The organism is Pseudomonas lalucatii (assembly GCF_018398425.1).
Classification (GTDB): domain Bacteria; phylum Pseudomonadota; class Gammaproteobacteria; order Pseudomonadales; family Pseudomonadaceae; genus Aquipseudomonas; species Aquipseudomonas lalucatii.
Map to the genome: position 1 here is coordinate 786,440 of NZ_JADPMV010000002.1, position 17,773 is coordinate 804,212.

A 17,773-nucleotide genomic window follows, 5' to 3' on the forward strand; every position below is an offset into this window, starting at 1 on the left:
AGCAGCACACGAGGATCGTCATGCAGGAGCACTACACCGCCGCCCTCGAATGGCTCGAGCGTTACCCCCACCTCTTCAGCCTGATCAGCCTGGGCCTGCTGGCGCTCGGCGCCTGGCTGGCCAACTGGCTGGTCAAGCGCATCCTGCTGCGCGGCCTGTACCGCGCGCTCGAGGCCACGCCCCTGGGCCAGGACCAGGCGCTCTCGCAATCGAAGATCAGCGCACGCCTGGCCAACATAGTGCCGGCGCTGATCATCTCCAGCGGCGTCAACCTGGTGCCGCACCTGCCCGAAGCCGCGGTCACCGTGGTGGCCAACGTCTGCAGCGCCTTTATCGTGCTGACCGTGGCCCTGGCCCTGAGCGGCGCCCTGAGCCTGCTCAACAGCCTCTACCAGCGCCGCCCGAATGCCCACCTCAAGCCGATCAAGGGCTACATCCAGCTGCTCAAGATCGCCCTGTTCGCCATCGCCGCGATCCTCATGGTCGCCACCCTGATCGACCGCTCGCCGCTGATCCTGCTGTCGGGCCTGGGCGCCATGGCCGCGGTGCTGATGCTGATCTTTCAGGACACCCTGCTGTCGCTGGTGGCCAGCGTGCAGATCTCCTCCAACGACATCATCAGGGTCGGCGACTGGGTGGAGATGCCCCAGCTCAATGCCGACGGCGACGTCATCGACATCGCCCTGCACATGGTCAAGGTGCAGAACTGGGACAAGACCATCACCAGCATCCCGACCAAGCGCTTCATCAGCGACCCGTTCAAGAACTGGCGCGGCATGCAGGAATGCGGCGGCCGGCGGATCATGCGCAACCTGTACCTGGACCAGACCAGCATCGCCTTCCTCGAGCCTGAGCAGATCGAACGCCTGGGACGCTTGCGCCTGCTCGGCGACTACCTGCAGGACAAGCAGCGCGAGCTGCAGGAGTGGAACAGCGCCCTGGCCGACGCCGCCCGCGAGCCGGCCAACACCCGTCGGGTCACCAACATCGGCACCTTCCGCGCCTATGTGGAGCACTACCTGCGCCAGCACCCCGGGGTGCATCAGCAGATGACCCAGCTGGTCCGCCAGCTCAATCCGACTGCCGACGGCCTGCCGCTGCAGCTCTACTGCTTCGCCAACACCACCGCCTGGGCGCGCTACGAGGGCATTCAGGCGGACATTCTCGACCACCTGCTGGCGATACTGCCGGAGTTCGGCCTGCGCGTATTCCAGCACCCCAGCGGGGCGGACATGCGCGAGCTGGGACGCCAGCAGGCGGCGGCGAACACGCCAGTCTGAGCACTTCGTTCTGCCCGGCCGAGGAAGACCCCGTCCGGGCAAAAACGCTGCGCAATCGGAGCCAGCCCTCAAGCAACTCTGCGCAATAAAAAACCACCTGAACAGCAAAAATAGCTGTTTCTACCAATTTTTTCACAATGCTTGCCAGCATTGGCCGCCATGGTTAGGGTTGACGCCATGAACGCTACCCATACCCTCATCCTCCTGCGGCAACACGCCAACCTCTGCCTGGTCAGCCAGCGACTGCGTGGCTAACGCCCCTCCTTTCTGATCTCGCCGATTTTGCCTGGCCGCTCAGTGGCCGCCGCCAACAAGGATTTTTCCATGAGCATGCTCAAAGACCCGTCCAGCAAGTACCGCGCCTTTCCGGCCATCGACCTGCCCGACCGCACCTGGCCGTCGAAGACCATCACCGAGGTGCCGATCTGGTGCAGCTCCGACCTGCGCGACGGCAACCAGTCGCTGATCGAGCCGATGGATGCGCAGAAGAAGATGCGCTTCTTCAAGACCCTGGTGCAGGTCGGCATCAAGCAGATCGAGGTGGGCTTCCCCTCCGCCTCGCAGACCGATTTCGATTTCGTCCGCGAACTGATCGAAGGCGGCCACATCCCCGACGACACCTGCATCCAGGTGTTGACCCAGGCCCGCGAAGACCTGATCACCCGCACCTTCGAGTCGCTCAAGGGCGCGAAGCGGGCCATCGTCCACGTCTACAACGCCACCGCACCGAGCTTCCGCCGTATCGTCTTCAATCAGGACAAGGCCGGCGTGGTGAATATCGCGGTGAACGCGGCGCGCATCATCAAGGACCTGGCCGCCCGGCAGCCACAGACCCAGTGGACCTTCCAGTACTCGCCGGAGATCTTCACCTCCACCGAGCTGGAATTCGCCGTGGAGGTCTGCGACGCGGTGCTCGACGTCTGGCAACCGACCCCGGAGAACAAGGCGATCCTCAACCTGCCGGCCACCGTGGAGGTGTCCACGCCCAACGTCTACGCCGACCAGATCGAATGGTTCTGCCGCCATATCAGCCGTCGCGACAGCGTGCTGATCAGCCTGCACACCCATAACGACCGCGGCACCGGCGTGGCCGCCAGCGAACTGGGCCTGATGGCCGGCGCCGACCGCGTCGAGGGCTGCCTGTTCGGCAACGGCGAGCGCACCGGCAACGTCGATCTGGTCAACCTGGCGCTGAACCTCTACACCCAGGGCATCCACCCCGGCCTGGACTTCTCCGACATCGACGCGGTGCGCAAGGTGGTCGAGGAGTGCAACCAGATCCCGGTGCACCCGCGTCACCCCTATGTCGGCGACCTGGTCCACACCGCCTTCTCCGGCTCGCACCAGGACGCCATCCGCAAGGGCTTCGCCCAGCAGGACCCGGACGGCATCTGGGAAGTGCCCTACCTGCCGATCGACCCGGCCGACATCGGCCGCAGCTACGAGGCGGTGATCCGGGTCAACAGCCAGTCCGGCAAGGGCGGCATCACCTACCTGCTGGAGCAGGAATACGGCATCAGCCTGCCGCGGCGCATGCAGATCGAGTTCAGCCAGGTGGTGCAGAAGGAGACCGACCGTCTCGGCCTGGAGATGAGCGCCGCGCAGATCTACCAGCTGTTCGACCGCGAGTACCTGCAGGCCAGCGCGCCCTACGCCCTCAAGGGCCATCGCCTGCAGGAGGAGAACGGCACCAGCGCGGTTGACGTGGAGATCGTCGTTGGCGGCGAGAGCCAGCACTGGCGCGGCCTCGGCAAGGGTCCGCTGGAGGCTCTGGTGGCCGGCCTGCCGGTTGCCGTGGAGATCATGGACTACAGCGAGCACGCCATAGGCGCCGGCACCAATGCCAAGGCCGCGGCCTATATCGAACTGCGGGTGGACGGCGGCCGGGCGCTGCATGGCGTGGGCATCGACGAGAACCTCACCACCGCCAGCTTCCGCGCCCTGTTCAGCGCCCTCAACCGCGCGCTGAAGCAGGTCGAGGCCCAGGCCGCCTGAGGCGCTCGGCCAGACCGAACAACGCCGGGCACTGCCCGGCGTTGTCGTTTCTGCATGCCAGGCGATCCTCATCGACCCTGGGTATCGCTGCGCTCAACCCAGGCTACGGCTTAAGGTCGAAATCATCGGCATCCAGATAGGCGGGGAAGCGCTCGCGGTAGCCGGCCAGGGCGGCGCCGGAGAGGGCAATGCGGAACACCCCGGCCGCCGCCTCGGCATCGAGCAAGGCCTCGCCCTGGAAGTCCAGCACCTGGCTGTCGCCGCTGTAGGCATGGCCCCTGCCGTCCTCGCCGACGCGGTTGACCGCCGCCACGTAGCACAGGTTCTCGATCGCCCGCGCCGGTAGCAGGCGGTTCCAGTGCTGGCGCCGCGCGGCCGGCCAGTTGGCGGTGTAGAGCAGCAAGTCGGTGCCGTGCGGGTCGCGGCTCCACACCGGGAAGCGCAGGTCGTAGCAGATCAGCGGGCGGACGCGCCAGCCCTTCAGCTCCAGCAACACTTGCTCCTCGCCGGCCGCGAAGTGCTTGTGCTCGCCGGCCATGCGGAACAGGTGACGCTTGTCGTAATGCACCAGAGAGCCGTCCGGGCAGGCCCACAGCAGGCGGTTGCGGTAGCTGCCGTCGGCCGCCTGGATGATCAGGCTGCCGGTGACCACCGCCTGCAGGCGGCGGGCCTGCTCCTGCAGCCAGACAGTGCTCGGGCCGTTCTCCGGCTCGGCCAGGCGGGCCGAGTCCATGGAAAAACCGGTGCTGAACATCTCCGGCAACACCACCAGATCGACGCCCTCGAGGGGCGCCAGCAGCGCCTCGAAGTGCGTCCGGTTGGCCGCCGGGTCGTGCCAGGCCAGCTCGCTCTGCACCAACGCCAGCTGCAGATCGGGTAATGCCGTTAGATCGCGCATAGCTTCTCCGCCGCCTGGCGCAGGGTGTCCTCGCGCTTGGCGAAACACAAGCGCACCAGGCGCAGGTCCTTGGGCGCCTGCTGGTAGAACACCGACACCGGGATGGTCGCCACCCCGTGCTCGCGGGTCAGCCACTCGGCCATGGCCACGTCGTCCAGGTCGGGGCGAATCGCCGAGTAGTCGGCCAGCTGGAAATAGGTGCCGGCGGCGCGGCGCAGGCCGAAGCGCGAGTCGGTCAGCAGGTCGCAGAACAGGTCGCGCTTGGCCTGGTAGAAGGCCGGCAGCTCCTCGACATGCTCGGGATGCTCGGCCATGTAGTCGGCCAGCGCCCATTGCAGCGGCGTCACCCCGCAGAAGCTGACGTACTGGTGCACCTTGCGCAGCTCGGCGGTGAGCGCCGGCGGCGCCACCACGTAGCCGGTCTTCCAGCCGGTGACGTGGTAGGTCTTGCCGAAGGAGCTGACCACGAAGGCGCGCGCATACAGCTCCTCATGGGCCAGCACGCTGGCGTGCCGGGCGCCGTCGAACACCAGGTGCTCGTAGACCTCGTCGCTGACCAGATAGATGTCGCGCCCGCGGATCAGCGCCGCCAGCTGGTCCAGCTCGGCACGGGAGATCAGCGCGCCGCTGGGGTTGTGCGGGCTGTTGAGGATGACCAGCCGGGTCCTGGGAGTCAGCGCCTCGGCCAGGCGTTGCCAGTCGATGGCGAAGTCCGGCAGCGCCAGCGGCACATGCACGCAGCGGCCGCCGGCCAGCGCCACCGAGGGTTCGTAGCTGTCGTAGCAGGGGTCGAAGACGATCACCTCGTCGCCCGGGCGAATCAGCGCCTGGATGGCGCAGAAGATGCCCTGGGTGGCGCCGGGCGTGATGGTCACCTCGCTGTCCATGTCCACCGTGCGGCCGTAGCTGCGGGCGATCTTCGCCGCCACCTGCTGGCGCAGGGCCGGCAATCCGGCCAGCGGTGCGTACTGGTTGTGGCCGGCGGCGATGTGCCGGGCGACCGCATCACGCAGCGCCTGCGGGCCGTCGAAATCGGGAAAGCCCTGGGACAGGTTGAGGGCGCCGGTCTCGGCGGCGAGCTGGGACATGCGGGTGAAGATGGTGGTGCCGACATTCGGCAGCTTGCTGGTGATCATGGCGTCTTCCTGCGGCTCAGCGCGCCTGACGGGCGCTGTCGATGGCGCAGGATAGCCGATCGGCCGGGCACGAAAAAGGCGCCCGCAGGCGCCTTGGGTTACAGCCGGGCGGGAAGAATCAGCGCCTCTTGTCCTTGCGCTTCTTCTCGGCCTTCTTGTGGTGGCTCATCAGGCGGCGTTTCTTGTTCACCTGGCGGTCGGTGAGGGTGTTCTTCTTGTCCTCGTAGGGGTTCTCGCCGCCCTTGTACTCGATGCGAATCGGCGTGCCGACCAGCTTGAGCACGCGGCGGTAGGTGTTCTCCAGGTAGCGCGAGTAGGCCCGCGGCACCGACTCCACCTGGTTGCCGTGAATCACGATCAGCGGCGGGTTGGCGCCACCGAGGTGGGCATAGCGCAGCTTGATGCGGCGGCCGTTGACCAGCGGCGGCTGGTGCTCGCGCACCGCGTCCTCGAGGATCTGGGTCAGGCGGCTGGTCGGCCAGCGGGTGATGGCCGACTGGAACGAGGCCTGCACCGACTTGTACAGGTGGCCGACGCCGGTGCCGTGCAGCGCCGAGATGAAGTGGATGTCGGCGAAGTCGACGAAGAACAGCCGACGCTGCAGCTCGGTCTTCACGTAGTCGCGCTCGCTCGGCTCCATGCCGTCCCACTTGTTCAGGGCGATGACCAGGGCGCGGCCGCTCTCCAGGACGAAGCCGAGCAGGTTGAGGTCGTGGTCGACCACGCCCTCGCGGGCATCCATGACGAACACCACCACGTTGGAGTCCTGGATCGCCTGCAGGGTCTTGACCACCGAGAACTTTTCCACCGCCTCGAAGATCTTGCCGCGGCGGCGCACGCCGGCGGTGTCGATCAGGGTGTACTTCTCGCCGTCGCGCTCGAAGGGGATGTAGATGCTGTCGCGGGTGGTGCCGGCCTGGTCGTAGACGATCACCCGGTCCTCGCCGAGCATGCGGTTGACCAGGGTCGACTTGCCGACGTTGGGCCGACCGATGATCGCCAGCTTGATGCCGTCCTTCTCGCTGGGTCCGGGAATGCGCTTGGCCTCCTCGCCCTCGGCCACCTCTTCGGCCTCCTCGCCCTCCGCCGGCTCGCCGGCATCCTTGGGAAAGCCGCCGAGCACCGCCTCGAGCATCTGGGTGATGCCGCGGCCGTGGGCCCCGGCGATGGCCAGGGCCTCGCCCATGCCCAGGGGGCTGAACTCGGCGCGCGCCAGGTCGGTGTCGAGGTTGTCGACCTTGTTCACCACCAGGAAGCTGTGCTTGTTACGCTTGCGCAGGTGCTCGCCGATCATCTGGTCGGAGGCCGACAGCCCGGCCCGGGCGTCGACCAGGAACAGCACCGCATCGGCCTCTTCGATGGCCTGCAGGGACTGCTCGGCCATCTTCGCGTCGATGCCCTCCTCGTCACCGGAGATGCCCCCGGTGTCGATGACGATATAGGTGCGGCCCTGCCACTTGGCCTCGCCGTACTGGCGGTCGCGGGTCAACCCGGAGAGGTCGCCGACGATGGCGTCGCGGGTCCTGGTCAAGCGGTTGAAGAGGGTCGACTTGCCGACGTTGGGGCGGCCCACCAGGGCAATTACGGGAACCATTAGGCTCTCCACTACGTTATTTCAGAAAATACAAAGGCCGCTGCCAGGGCAGCGGCCGAATTCACAGCGCGGGCCGAGCCGCCGCACGGCCTCGCCGTGCAGTCTAGCCTGGCCCTCTAGCGCCGGCTCACTTGATGGTCAAGGCCACCAGCTTGCCGCCGTTGCCATAGGCGTACAGCCACTCGCCGACCACCAGCGGACGCGCGCGCAGGCCGTCGCTGTCGATGCGCTCGCGACCGACGAAGCGGCCGTCCACCTGACTGATCAGGTGCAGGTAGCCTTCCAGGTCGCCGAAAGCCACATAGCTGGAGAAGACCTCCGGCGCCGACAGCTGACGGCGCGCCAGGGCGTCGTTGCTCCACAGCGCCGAGGCGCTGCGCTCGTCGATGCCTTCCACCGTGCCGCTGGCCAGGCTGACATAGACGTTGCCGTAGCCCTGGGCCACGCCCACCGAACTGGAGGCCTCGCGCTGCCAGAGGATGCGCCCGCTCTCCAGGTCCAGCGCGGCGACGCGACCCTGGTAGCTGACCGCGTAGAGGGTACCGCCGGACAGCAGCAGGCCGCCGTCGATGTCCACCACCCGGTCCAGCTCGGAGCGCCCCTGCGGCACCGCCACGCGCTGCTCCCAGACCGGCAGGCCGCGCTGGGCATCCAGGGCGATGACCTTGCCGCTGGACAGGCCGGCGATGGCCAGGCGATTGGTCAGCACCGGGCTACCGGTGCCGCGCAGGGTCAGCACCGCCGGGGTGTTCTCGAAGATCCAGCGCTGGCTGCCGGTGTCGGCATCCAGGGCGATCAGGCGATCGTCCTGGGTCTGCACCAGCACCACGTCACCGTTGCTTGCCGGCGCCGCCAGCACTTCGCTGGTCACCCGTGCGCGCCACTTCTCCTCGCCGGAGGCGGTGTCCAGGGCGATGATCTCGCCCTTGAGGGTGCCCAGCAGGACCAGGCCGTAACCGGCACCGACCGCACCGGACACCGGCGCCTCGAGCTCCTGCTTCCACAGCACCTTGCCGCTCCTGCGGTCCAGCGCCATGACCAGGCCCTCGACGTCGGCGGCGTAGATGCTGTCGCCGTCGACCGCCGGCACCAGCATGTTGAAGGTCTCGCCCTGGCCCTCGCCGATCGAGCGACTCCACTCCTTCTGCAGCTGCACCTCTTCCTCGAAGTCGGTCAGCTCGGCAGGCGGCAGTTCCTTTTTACTGTTGCTGCTGCAGCCCACGGCCAGCACGGCCAGGGCCAACAGCGCGGCATTCTTCCAACGCATCACGTCACGCATCCCCTTTTGCCAGGTCGTCGAGCTTCATCTGCAGGCCGCCCACCGCGGCGTCTTCCGCCAGTGCGGCCTTGGCCTTGAGGTAGGCGGCGTGGGCCTCGTCGTCGCGGCCCAGGCTCACCAGCAAGTCGCCCTTGAGCTCCTCGCGGCTGGCCAGGTAGGCCTGCTCGGCATCGCCATCGAGCAATTGCAGAGCGGCTTCGGCCTGGTCCTGGGCGGCCAGGACACGGGCCAGGCGCTGGCGCGCCAGTTCGCCCAGGGTGTCGTCCGCCGGCTGCTCGACGACCGTCTGCAGCTCGGCCGCGGCGTCTTCCAGCTTGCCGGACTCGACCGCCACCTTGGCGACGAACAGACTGCCGTACTGGGCGTAGTGGCTGCCGCCGAATTCATCCTTGAGCCGCTTGCCCAGCTCGGCGACCTTGGCCGCATCGGGCTCGCCGCTCGGGTTGAGCGCGGTCTCCAGCAGTTGCTGGTAGAGCACCGAGGCATTCTGCGCCTGGCTGCTCTGGTACTTCTGCCAGCCCTGCCAGCCGAACACCAGCACCAGCGCCAACAGCGCGCCGGTGAGCAACGGCATGCCGTTGCGCTGCCACCATTCCTTGATTACCGCCAGCTGTTCTTCTTCGGTACGCGACTCCACCCCAATACTCCTATTCGCTAAATCGGCGTGTGCTGTTAAGCCTGCTCGAGGCAGGGTGCCAGGCGCTCGGCCAGGGCATCCCAGGCGATGCTTTGTTGCTCGCCCTGATCCCGCAGCGGCTTGCAACCTACCACTTGCCGGGCCAGTTCGTCTTCTCCCAAGACCAGCGCGTAGAGCGCGCCGCTCTTGTCGGCCTTCTTCAGCTGACTCTTGAAGCTGCCGGCACCGGCATTGACCTGCAGGCGCAGGCCCGGCAGCTGGTCACGCAGGCGCTCGGCCAGGGCCAGGGCCGCCAGCTCCGCCGGCTCGCCGAAGGCGCACAGGTAGACGTCGACCTGACGGGCGATCTGCGCCGGCACCAGCTCCAGGGTCTCGAGCAGCAACACCAGGCGTTCGATGCCCATGGCGAAGCCGACGCCCGGGGTCGGCTTGCCGCCCATCTGCTCGACCAGACCATCGTAGCGGCCGCCGGCGCACACAGTACCCTGGGCGCCGAGCCTGTCGGTGGTCCACTCGAACACGGTCTTGCTGTAGTAATCCAGGCCGCGCACCAGCTTGGGGTTGATCACGTAGGGAATGCCGGCAGCATCCAGGCGCGCCTTCAGCCCCTCGAAGTGCCCCCGTGATTCCTCGTCCAGGTAGTCCGCCAGCCGCGGCGCATCGGCCAGCAGCGCCTGGGTTTCCGGGCTCTTGCTGTCGAGCACGCGCAGCGGGTTGCTGCTCAGGCGCCGGCGGCTGTCCTCGTCGAGCTGCTCGACGCGGGCCGTCAGGTACTCGACCAGGGCCTCGCGATAGACCGCCCGGGCCGCGCTGGTGCCCAGGCTGTTGAGCTCCAGGGTCACCGCGTCGCGCAGGCCCAGCAGGCCCCAGAGACGCCAGGTCAGCACGATCAGCTCGGCGTCGATATCCGGGCCGTCGACATTGAAGACCTCCACGCCGATCTGGTGGAACTGGCGGTAGCGGCCCTTCTGCGGCCGCTCGTGACGGAACATCGGGCCGATGTACCAGAGCTTCTGGCTCTGCCCGGCACCGGCCAGGCCATGCTCGAGCACCGCCCGCACGCAGGCGGCGGTGCCCTCAGGGCGCAGGGTCAGGGAATCGCCGTTGCGGTCGGCGAAGGTGTACATCTCCTTCTCGACGATGTCGGTGACCTCGCCGATCGAGCGCTTGAACAGCTCGGTGAACTCGACGATCGGCATGCGGATCTGCCGGTAGCCGTAGCCATCCAGCAGGCGCGCGACGCTGTCTTCGAAGTAGCGCCAGAGCGGGGTCTGCTCGGGCAGGATGTCGTTCATGCCACGGATGGCTTGCAGGGACTTGCTCAATTCGATTCCTTAACAGTTCGGGTGCAGTCAGCCGCGCACGATCAGCGCGGCCTCCGCGGCGACCTTTTCGGCGGCTTTCTGGCGGATCAGACGCTCCAGTTCGTCCACCAGGTGGTCGTTGTTCAGTTTCTGCGCCGGTTTGCCATCGATGTACACCAGGTTGTTCGGCGTGCCGCCGGTGAGGCCGACATGGGCCTCCTTGGCCTCGCCGGGACCGTTGACCACGCAGCCGATCACCGCCACGTCCAGCGGCACCAGCAGGTCCTCGACCCGCGCCTCCAGCTCGTTCATGGTCTTGACCACATCGAAGTTCTGCCGCGAGCAGCTCGGGCAGGCGATGAAGTTGATGCCACGGGAGCGCAGGCGCAACGACTTGAGGATGTCGAAGCCGACCTTGATCTCCTCCACCGGATCGGCCGCCAGGGAGATGCGGATGGTATCGCCGATGCCCTCGGCCAGCAGCATGCCCAGGCCCACCGCCGACTTCACCGTGCCGGAGCGCAGGCCGCCGGCCTCGGTGATGCCCAGGTGCAGCGGCTGCTCGATCTGCTTGGCCAGCAGGCGGTACGCCTCGACCGCCATGAACACGTCGGAGGCCTTGACGCTGACCTTGAAGTCCGGGAAGTTCAGGCGGTCCAGGTGCTCGACATGGCGCAGTGCCGACTCGACCAGCGCCGCCGGGGTCGGCTCGCCGTACTTCTTCTGCAGGTCCTTCTCCAGGGAGCCGGCATTGACCCCGATGCGGATCGGGATGCCCTTGTCCCGCGCGGCCTCGACCACGGCCCGCACGCGGTCCTCGCGGCCGATATTGCCGGGGTTGATGCGCAGGCAGTCGACGCCCAGCTGGGCCACCCGCAGGGCGATCTGGTAATCGAAGTGAATGTCGGCGACCAGCGGCAGGTTGACCTGCTGCTTGATCTTGCCGAAGGCCTCGGCGGCGTCCATGTCCGGCACCGAGACCCGCACGATGTCGGCACCGGCCTCTTCCAGTCGGCGGATCTGCGCCACGGTGGCGGCTACGTCGTTGGTGTCGGTATTGGTCATGCTCTGCACCGAGATGGGCGCATCACCGCCCACCGGCACCGAACCCACCCAGATTTTGCGTGACAGACGACGCTTGATCGGCGATTCGCAATGCATCTTATTGCCCACCCAGTTTCAGGCGCGCGGTCTCGCCCGTGACGAAGGGCGTGACATCGACCGGCTTGCCGTTGTAACTCACCTGTGCACCGCGGGCGAAGCCCAGGCGCAGCTCCAGTGGCGCCTGGCCGGCCAGCGCCAGGCTGTCGCCGCTGCGCTTGAGCGCACTGACCAGGACCTTGCCATTGGCGTCGGTCAGCTGGGTCCAGCAGTCGGCGGTGAAGGTCACCTGCACCATGCCCTCGCCGGCAGCCAGCGCCGGGGGCTGGGCGACCTCTTCGGCTACCGCGTCAGTTGCTTCGGTCTGCTCCACGCTGGCGGCCGCGGCCACAGGCTCTGCCGGGACCGCCGGAGCCGCCACGGCGCTGGACGCCTCGGCAACGAGCGGCGCTGCAAGCTGCTCGAGCGCCGCCTGGGCGGCCGCCGGTTCGCCCTGCTCCGCCGGCGCATCCGCGAGGGCCAGTTGCGTCGTCTCCTGGGCCGCCTCCACCGCCTGATCCTCGGGCTCGTCCAGGGCGTGCAGCTGGGTGGTGCCGTCGACCCCCTCCACTTCGACATGCTCGAGGCTGGTCGAGGCCGAGTCCTCGAGTGGTCGCTGCCCCTGCTCCTGCCACCAGTAGAAGCCCGCGCCAACCAGTACCACCAGCACCGCCAGGCTGACGAAGCGCAGGACCTGCTGCGAATAGCTCAGCGGCTGCTCGATACGGCCGAGGCTGTGCACGCTGCTGCCGGTGGCGTTGCTGCCGGTGAACTGATCGAACTCCAGCACCAGGCGCGCCTGGTCCAGGCCCAGCAGCTTGCCATAGGCACGGATATAGCCCCGGGCGAAGGTGTGGCCCGGCAGCTGGTCGAAGGCGCCGTCCTCGATCTGCCCCAGGCGCTGGGGCGTCAGGTTGAGCTGGGCGGCGACCTCGGCGATCGTCCAGCCCTTGCCTTCACGGGCAACGCGCAAGGATTCGCCAGGATTGACCTGCGGGGCCACTGCTACTTCGGAATGCGCCGTTTTCATCATTGCTCCGACAGGTATTGCTGATATTCCGGGGTACCGGGATAGAGACGTCTCAACTGCAAGCCGAGGCTGGCCGCGGTGTCGCGATCCTGGAAGATTTTCGCCAGGCGCGCACCGAGCAGCAGGCTGCGCGCGTTCTGCTCGGCCAGGGCGCTGTAGCTGTCGTAGTAGCGGCGCGCCGGCACGTACTGACGGTCGTCGAAATACATCTGAGCCAGCTCCAACAGCGCCCGCGGCTGGCGGCTGTTGAGCCGCAGCGAACGCTCGAAGTAGGCCTTGGCCTGTTCGCGCTGGTCGAGTTTCAGGGCGGTCAGGCCGAGGTTCTCGAATACCCGCGAACGCTCTGGGTAGAGGTTGTCCCGGGCCGCCTGCTGGTAGCGCTCGAGCGCCTCCTGGTAACGCTCCTGCTCGAACAGGAAGCTGCCGTAGTTGTTCAGCAGGCGGGCATCGTCGCCGCGCTGCGCCAGGGCCTTGCGATAGTGTTCGTCGGCCAGCTTGGGCTCCATCTCGATCTGGAAGACCAGGGCCAGGGCCGCATGGGCGTTCGCGTCGGCAGGATCGAGCTGCAGGGCCTTCTTGAGCGGCACCTTGGCCCGCTCGCTGGCGCCACTCTGCAGATAGCCGAGGCCCAGCTGCACATAGGCATCACGCGCCTCGTCGCGCCCCTTGTCGGTTCTCATCGGGTCGACGTCGCCGGTCGATACGCATCCGGCCAGCAGGCTGGCGATGAATAAGAACAGCGCTGGGCGCAGGGTCATGGGTTTCCTCTCTTCAGGTTCGATCGGCGGCAGACGGCGTCGTGTCCGCCTCGCCGCTCAATTGACGCACGGCGATGTAGCGCGCGCTGCGGCGGGTACGATCCATGACCTGACCGACCAGTTGGCCACAGGCGGCGTCGATGTCTTCGCCACGGGTGGTGCGCACGGTGACGTTGTGCCCGGCCTTGTGCAGCAGGTCCTGGAAACGGCGGATGGCATTATTGCTCGGCCGTTCGTACCCGGAGTGGGGAAAGGGATTAAACGGAATCAGGTTGATCTTGCAAGGCACATCCTTGAGAAGTGCGATCATCTCCTCAGCATGGCCCGGCTGATCGTTGACATCCTTGAGCAGGGTGTACTCGATGGTCAGCACGCGCTTCTCGCCGAGACGCGAGACGTAGCGCTTGCAGGCCGCCAGCAGCATGTCCAGGGGGTACTTCTTGTTGATCGGCACCAGCTGGTTGCGCAGCTCGTCGTTCGGTGCGTGCAGCGACAGCGCCAGCGACACGTCGATGACCTCGCCGAGCTTGTCGATCATCGGCACCACGCCCGAGGTGGACAGGGTCACCTTGCGCTTGGAGATGCCATAGCCGAGGTCGTCCATCATGATCTTCATGGCGGCGACGACGTTGTCGAAATTCAGCAGCGGCTCGCCCATGCCCATCATCACCACGTTGGTGATGGCGCGATCGGCCTTCGCCGGCACGGTGCCGAATGACTTGTTGGCGATCCACACCTGGCCGATCACCTCGGCGGCGCTCAGATCGCTGTTGAAACCTTGCTTGCCGGTGGAGCAGAAGCTGCAGTCCAGGGCACAGCCGGCCTGGGACGAGACGCACAGCGTGCCACGTCCGCCTTGCGGAATGTACACGGTCTCGACGCAGCTGCCGGACGCCACCCGCACCACCCACTTGCGCGTGCCGTCGGTGGAAATGTCTTCGCTGACCACTTCCGGGCCGCGAATCTCGGCACAGGCCTTGAGCTTCTCGCGCAAGGCCTTGCCGACATTGCTCATGGCATCGAAGTCATCGACGCCAAAGTGGTGAATCCATTTCATCACCTGGCCGGCCCGGAAGCGCTTCTCGCCTATCTGCTCGAAGAACTGCTCCATTTCCGGCTGGGTCAGACCCAGCAGGTTGATCTTGCCGGTAGCTTCAGTCATGGCTTCACCCTCGCGTGGTTCGCCTTAGCGAATGCGCGCGCACACTTCGGTGGAAGCGAAGAAGTAGGCGATCTCGCGAGCGGCGGACGCCTCGGAGTCGGAACCGTGCACGGCGTTCTCGTCGATGGACACGGCGAAGTCGGCACGGATGGTGCCGGCAGCGGCTTCCTTCGGGTTGGTGGCGCCCATCAGCTCGCGGTTCTTGGCGATGGCCTCTTCGCCTTCCAGCACCTGCACGATGACCGGACCGGAGGTCATGAAGGCAACCAGGTCCTTGAAGAAGCCGCGCTCGCTGTGCTCGGCGTAGAAACCAGCGGCTTCGCGCTCGGACAGCTGGACCATCTTCGAGGCGACGACGCGCAGGCCGGCCTTTTCGAAGCGAGTGGTGATCTCGCCGATGTGGTTCTTGGCGACGGCGTCAGGCTTGATGATGGAGAAGGTACGTTGAACGGCCATGAAAAACTCCAGAAACAGGGATTAAAGCGAAAAATTAAACCCGCGAATTATACGCGGGTTCCGGTTAAATGCGTAGGGTGGCGCCGAGCCGGCGCCCGGCTCAGTCGAGTTCTTCGATCCAGGCCGCCTGGATCGCCTCGAGGACCTTCTCGCCACCGCGCTGGGGATCGTCGGCGAACTCCGGCAAATCCAGCACCCAGCGGTGCAGATCGACGAAGTTGACGTAGCGCGGATCGACTTCCGGCTTGATCTCGGCGAGCTGGATGGCGATCTCCAGCACATCGGTCCATTTCAGACTCATGACCTGCTCCTTCGCTAAGGGTTCAGTGACCTTCGGACACCTGGTTGATGGTGTACTTGGGAATCTCCACCACCAGATCCTGGTCCGCCACCACCGCCTGGCAGGACAGCCGCGAATTCGGCTCCAGCCCCCAGGCCTTGTCGAGCATGTCGTCCTCCAGCTCGTCGGACGGCTCCAGGGAGTTGAAACCCTCGCGAATCACCACGTGACAGGTGGTGCAGGCGCAGGACTTCTCACAGGCATGCTCGATATCGATGCCATGAGCCAGGGCGGCATTGAGCACCGTCTCGCCCGATTCCACCTCGATCACCGCGCCCTCGGGGCAATGCTCGGCGTGGGGCAGAAAAATCAACTGCGGCATGCTTATTCCTCAATCTCGTTAAGACTACGGCCGGCCAATGCGGCCTTAACCGTGGCATCCAGGCGCCGCGCCGCGAAGGCGTCGGTCAACTGGGTCAGGCGCTTGGTCTGCTGCTCGATGGCCAGGCCGTCGTCGCCCGCCATCAGCTCGCGCAACTCGTCCATCTGTGCCTCGATGGCCAGGCGCTCGTCGGCGCTCAGCAGGCGCTCGCCATCGACCTGCAGCGCCGCCTCGACAGCCTCGAGCAGGCGCCGGGCATCGACCTGCTGCTCGCGCAGTGCACGCGCTGCCTTGTCGTTGCCGGCATGCTGGAAGGAGTCCTGCAGCATCCGCGCGATCTCGCCATCGGTCAGGCCGTAGGACGGCTTGACCTGAATGCTCGCCTCCACCCCGGACGCCAGCTCGCGCGCCGACACCCCGAGCAGACCGTCGGCATCGACCTGGAAGGTCACGCGAATCTTCGCCGCCCCGGCCACCATAGGCGGAATGCCACGCAACTCGAAACGCGCCAGCGAGCGGCAGTCACTGATCAGCTCGCGCTCGCCCTGCAGCACATGAATCATCATGGCCGTCTGGCCGTCCTTGTAGGTGGTGAATTCCTGGGCCCGCGCCACCGGAATGGTGGTGTTGCGCGGAATCACCTTTTCCATCAGGCCGCCCATGGTCTCCAGCCCCAGGGACAGCGGGATCACGTCCAGCAGCAGCAGTTCCTCGCCCTCGCCGCGCTGGTTGCCGGCCAGGGTATCGGCCTGGATCGCCGCGCCGATGGCAACCACCTGGTCCGGGTCGATATCGGTCAGCGGCTGGCGGCCGAACATTTCGCTGACCGCCTGGCGCACACGCGGCACTCGGGTAGAGCCACCGACCATGACCACCGCCTCGACCTCCTCCAGCTCGATCCCGGCGTCGCGCACGGCGCGGCGACAGGCCTTGAGGCTGCGCGCCAGCATCGGCTCGATCAGCGCCTCGAAGTGCTCGCGCGTCAGCACGCCGCGCCAGGCACTATGGCTCACCTCGACGGCGGCACTGGCGCTGAGCGCCTCCTTCGCCGCGCAGGCTTCGCTCAACAAGCTGCGCTGGGCACCCGGATCCAGGTCGGCGGACAGGCCGGCCTGCTCGACTATCCAGCCGGCGATGGCGTGATCGAAGTCGTCGCCGCCCAGGGCACTGTCGCCACCGGTGGCCAGCACCTCGAACACGCCACGGGTCAGGCGCAGGATGGAGATATCGAAGGTACCGCCGCCCAGGTCGTAGATCGCCACCACGCCCTCGGCCTGCTGGTCCAGGCCGTAGGCCACGGCCGCCGCGGTCGGCTCGTTGAGCAGGCGCAGTACGTTCAGGCCGGCCAGCCGCGCGGCATCCTTGGTGGCCTGGCGCTGGGCCTCGTCGAAATAGGCCGGCACCGTGATCACCGCACCGACCAGCTCACCGCCGAGGGTGTTCTCGGCACGCTGGCGCAGCACCTTGAGGATGTCGGCCGAGACCTCGACCGGGCTCTTCGGTCCCTGCACCGTCTCGATGAAGGGCATATGCGACTGGCCGCCGACGAAGCGATAGGGCAGCTGATCGCCCAGTTGCTTGACGTCCGCCAGGCCACGCCCCATCAGGCGCTTGACCGACTGCACGGTATTCAACGGGTCGCCGGCGGCAGCCGCCTTGGCGGCCTCGCCCACCTCGACCCGGTCGGCGTGATAACGCACCGCCGAGGGCAGTATCACCCGCCCCTCGGCATCCGGCAGCGGCTCGGACAGGCCGCTGCGCAAGGCGGCGACCAATGAATTGGTAGTACCCAGATCGATCCCCACAGCCAAGCGACGCTGGTGTGGCTGGGGGCTCTGTCCGGGCTCAGCGATCTGCAGTAAGGCCATGATTAATAAGTGCTTATCTGGATTTCAGGTACGCAGGCTGACTGCGAGCGTTAGTCGTCGAGGCGCTCTTCCAACTGGCGCACCTCATGGGCGAGCTTGTCGAGGAACTGCATGCGGCGCATCAGGCGCTCGGCCTCCTCGCGCCGCGCCGGATCATCCCAGCAGCCGGCGAAACTTTCGTTCAGCTCGTCCTGAGCCACCTTGAGGCGTCGCTTGAACGCGGCCACGCCAGACAGGTCGGCGCTGTCCTGCAGCTCCTCGAGCTCTTCGCGCCAGTGCATCTGCTGCATCAGGAAGCCCGGATCCTGCACCGTGACCTCCAGCGGCAACTCGGGGCCGCTCAGGGTCAACAGGTAGCGCGCACGCTGCGGCGCATGCCGGAGCGTCTGGTAGGCCTCGTTGAGGCTGGCCGAGCGCTCCAGGGCAAGGCGCTGCTCACGCTCGGAAGCATCGGCGAAGCGATCCGGGTGAACGCCGCGGGCCAGCTCGCGATAGCGCGCGGCCAGGTCGTCGAGATCCAGGCGGAAACTCGGTTGCAGGTCGAACAGGGCAAAATGACAAGGACTTCCCACAA

At 66.7% G+C, this 17,773-nt stretch carries 17 protein-coding genes; 2 read left to right on the plus strand and 15 right to left on the minus strand.

Features of this window, described 5'->3' with window-relative positions:
- Positions 1 to 20: 20 nt before the first annotated feature.
- Complete coding sequence (locus I0D00_RS17085) at positions 21 to 1,280, plus strand: mechanosensitive ion channel family protein (RefSeq protein WP_213641019.1); 1,260 nt, start codon at positions 21 to 23, stop codon at positions 1,278 to 1,280.
- Positions 1,281 to 1,604: 324 nt separating this feature from the next.
- Entirely contained in the window at positions 1,605 to 3,275 is a 1,671-nt protein-coding gene (gene leuA / locus I0D00_RS17090; protein WP_213641020.1) for a 2-isopropylmalate synthase, read from the plus strand.
- A gap of 103 nt (positions 3,276 to 3,378) precedes the next feature.
- On the opposite strand, the gene I0D00_RS17095 is transcribed toward leuA, so the two are convergent.
- The 15 genes from I0D00_RS17095 to hscB form a co-directional block, all read right to left on the minus strand.
- Positions 3,379 to 4,173, minus strand: a complete 795-nt coding sequence (locus I0D00_RS17095) for an amidohydrolase (RefSeq protein WP_213641021.1) — start codon at positions 4,171 to 4,173, stop codon at positions 3,379 to 3,381.
- Positions 4,161 to 5,309, minus strand: a complete 1,149-nt coding sequence (locus tag I0D00_RS17100; protein WP_213641022.1) for a pyridoxal phosphate-dependent aminotransferase — start codon at positions 5,307 to 5,309, stop codon at positions 4,161 to 4,163. Before I0D00_RS17100 ends, I0D00_RS17095 begins: the two co-directional genes overlap by 13 nt.
- A 118-nt stretch (positions 5,310 to 5,427) precedes the next feature.
- On the minus strand, positions 5,428 to 6,903 hold the full coding sequence (gene der, locus I0D00_RS17105; RefSeq protein WP_213641023.1) for a ribosome biogenesis GTPase Der: 1,476 nt from the start codon (positions 6,901 to 6,903) through the stop codon (positions 5,428 to 5,430).
- A gap of 127 nt (positions 6,904 to 7,030) precedes the next feature.
- Positions 7,031 to 8,182, minus strand: a complete 1,152-nt coding sequence (gene bamB, locus I0D00_RS17110) for an outer membrane protein assembly factor BamB (RefSeq protein WP_213641024.1) — start codon at positions 8,180 to 8,182, stop codon at positions 7,031 to 7,033.
- On the minus strand, positions 8,175 to 8,819 hold the full coding sequence (locus I0D00_RS17115; protein WP_213641025.1) for a tetratricopeptide repeat protein: 645 nt from the start codon (positions 8,817 to 8,819) through the stop codon (positions 8,175 to 8,177). The genes bamB and I0D00_RS17115 overlap by 8 nt, the downstream gene beginning before the upstream one ends.
- A 35-nt stretch (positions 8,820 to 8,854) precedes the next feature.
- Positions 8,855 to 10,144, minus strand: coding sequence for a histidine--tRNA ligase (gene hisS, locus I0D00_RS17120; protein ID WP_213641026.1), 1,290 nt, complete (start codon positions 10,142 to 10,144; stop codon positions 8,855 to 8,857).
- 27 nt (positions 10,145 to 10,171) lie between these two features.
- A complete protein-coding gene (gene ispG, locus I0D00_RS17125; protein ID WP_213641027.1) occupies positions 10,172 to 11,284 on the minus strand; it encodes a flavodoxin-dependent (E)-4-hydroxy-3-methylbut-2-enyl-diphosphate synthase in 1,113 nt (370 codons plus the stop codon).
- Position 11,285: 1 nt separating this feature from the next.
- Positions 11,286 to 12,293 carry a RodZ domain-containing protein gene (locus tag I0D00_RS17130; protein ID WP_213641028.1) on the minus strand — a complete coding sequence of 336 codons (1,008 nt, stop codon included), beginning with the start codon at positions 12,291 to 12,293 and terminating at the stop codon, positions 11,286 to 11,288.
- Positions 12,293 to 13,051: a type IV pilus biogenesis/stability protein PilW gene (gene pilW, locus I0D00_RS17135; RefSeq protein WP_213641029.1), complete on the minus strand. Its 759-nt coding sequence runs from the start codon at positions 13,049 to 13,051 to the stop codon at positions 12,293 to 12,295. Before pilW ends, I0D00_RS17130 begins: the two co-directional genes overlap by 1 nt.
- Positions 13,052 to 13,064: 13 nt before the next feature.
- Complete coding sequence (rlmN, locus tag I0D00_RS17140; RefSeq protein ID WP_213641030.1) at positions 13,065 to 14,213, minus strand: dual-specificity RNA methyltransferase RlmN; 1,149 nt, start codon at positions 14,211 to 14,213, stop codon at positions 13,065 to 13,067.
- Between the two features lie 24 nt (positions 14,214 to 14,237).
- Positions 14,238 to 14,669: a nucleoside-diphosphate kinase gene (ndk, locus tag I0D00_RS17145; RefSeq protein WP_213641031.1), complete on the minus strand. Its 432-nt coding sequence runs from the start codon at positions 14,667 to 14,669 to the stop codon at positions 14,238 to 14,240.
- A 100-nt stretch (positions 14,670 to 14,769) separates the two neighbouring features.
- Complete coding sequence (iscX, locus tag I0D00_RS17150) at positions 14,770 to 14,970, minus strand: Fe-S cluster assembly protein IscX (RefSeq protein WP_213641032.1); 201 nt, start codon at positions 14,968 to 14,970, stop codon at positions 14,770 to 14,772.
- Positions 14,971 to 14,992: 22 nt separating this feature from the next.
- Positions 14,993 to 15,331, minus strand: coding sequence for an ISC system 2Fe-2S type ferredoxin (gene fdx, locus I0D00_RS17155; protein WP_208708649.1), 339 nt, complete (start codon positions 15,329 to 15,331; stop codon positions 14,993 to 14,995).
- 2 nt (positions 15,332 to 15,333) lie between these two features.
- Positions 15,334 to 17,199: a Fe-S protein assembly chaperone HscA gene (hscA, locus tag I0D00_RS17160; protein WP_213641033.1), complete on the minus strand. Its 1,866-nt coding sequence runs from the start codon at positions 17,197 to 17,199 to the stop codon at positions 15,334 to 15,336.
- Between the two features lie 50 nt (positions 17,200 to 17,249).
- A complete protein-coding gene (hscB, locus tag I0D00_RS17165; protein WP_213641034.1) occupies positions 17,250 to 17,771 on the minus strand; it encodes a co-chaperone HscB in 522 nt (173 codons plus the stop codon).
- Between the last annotated feature and the right edge of the window lie 2 nt (positions 17,772 to 17,773).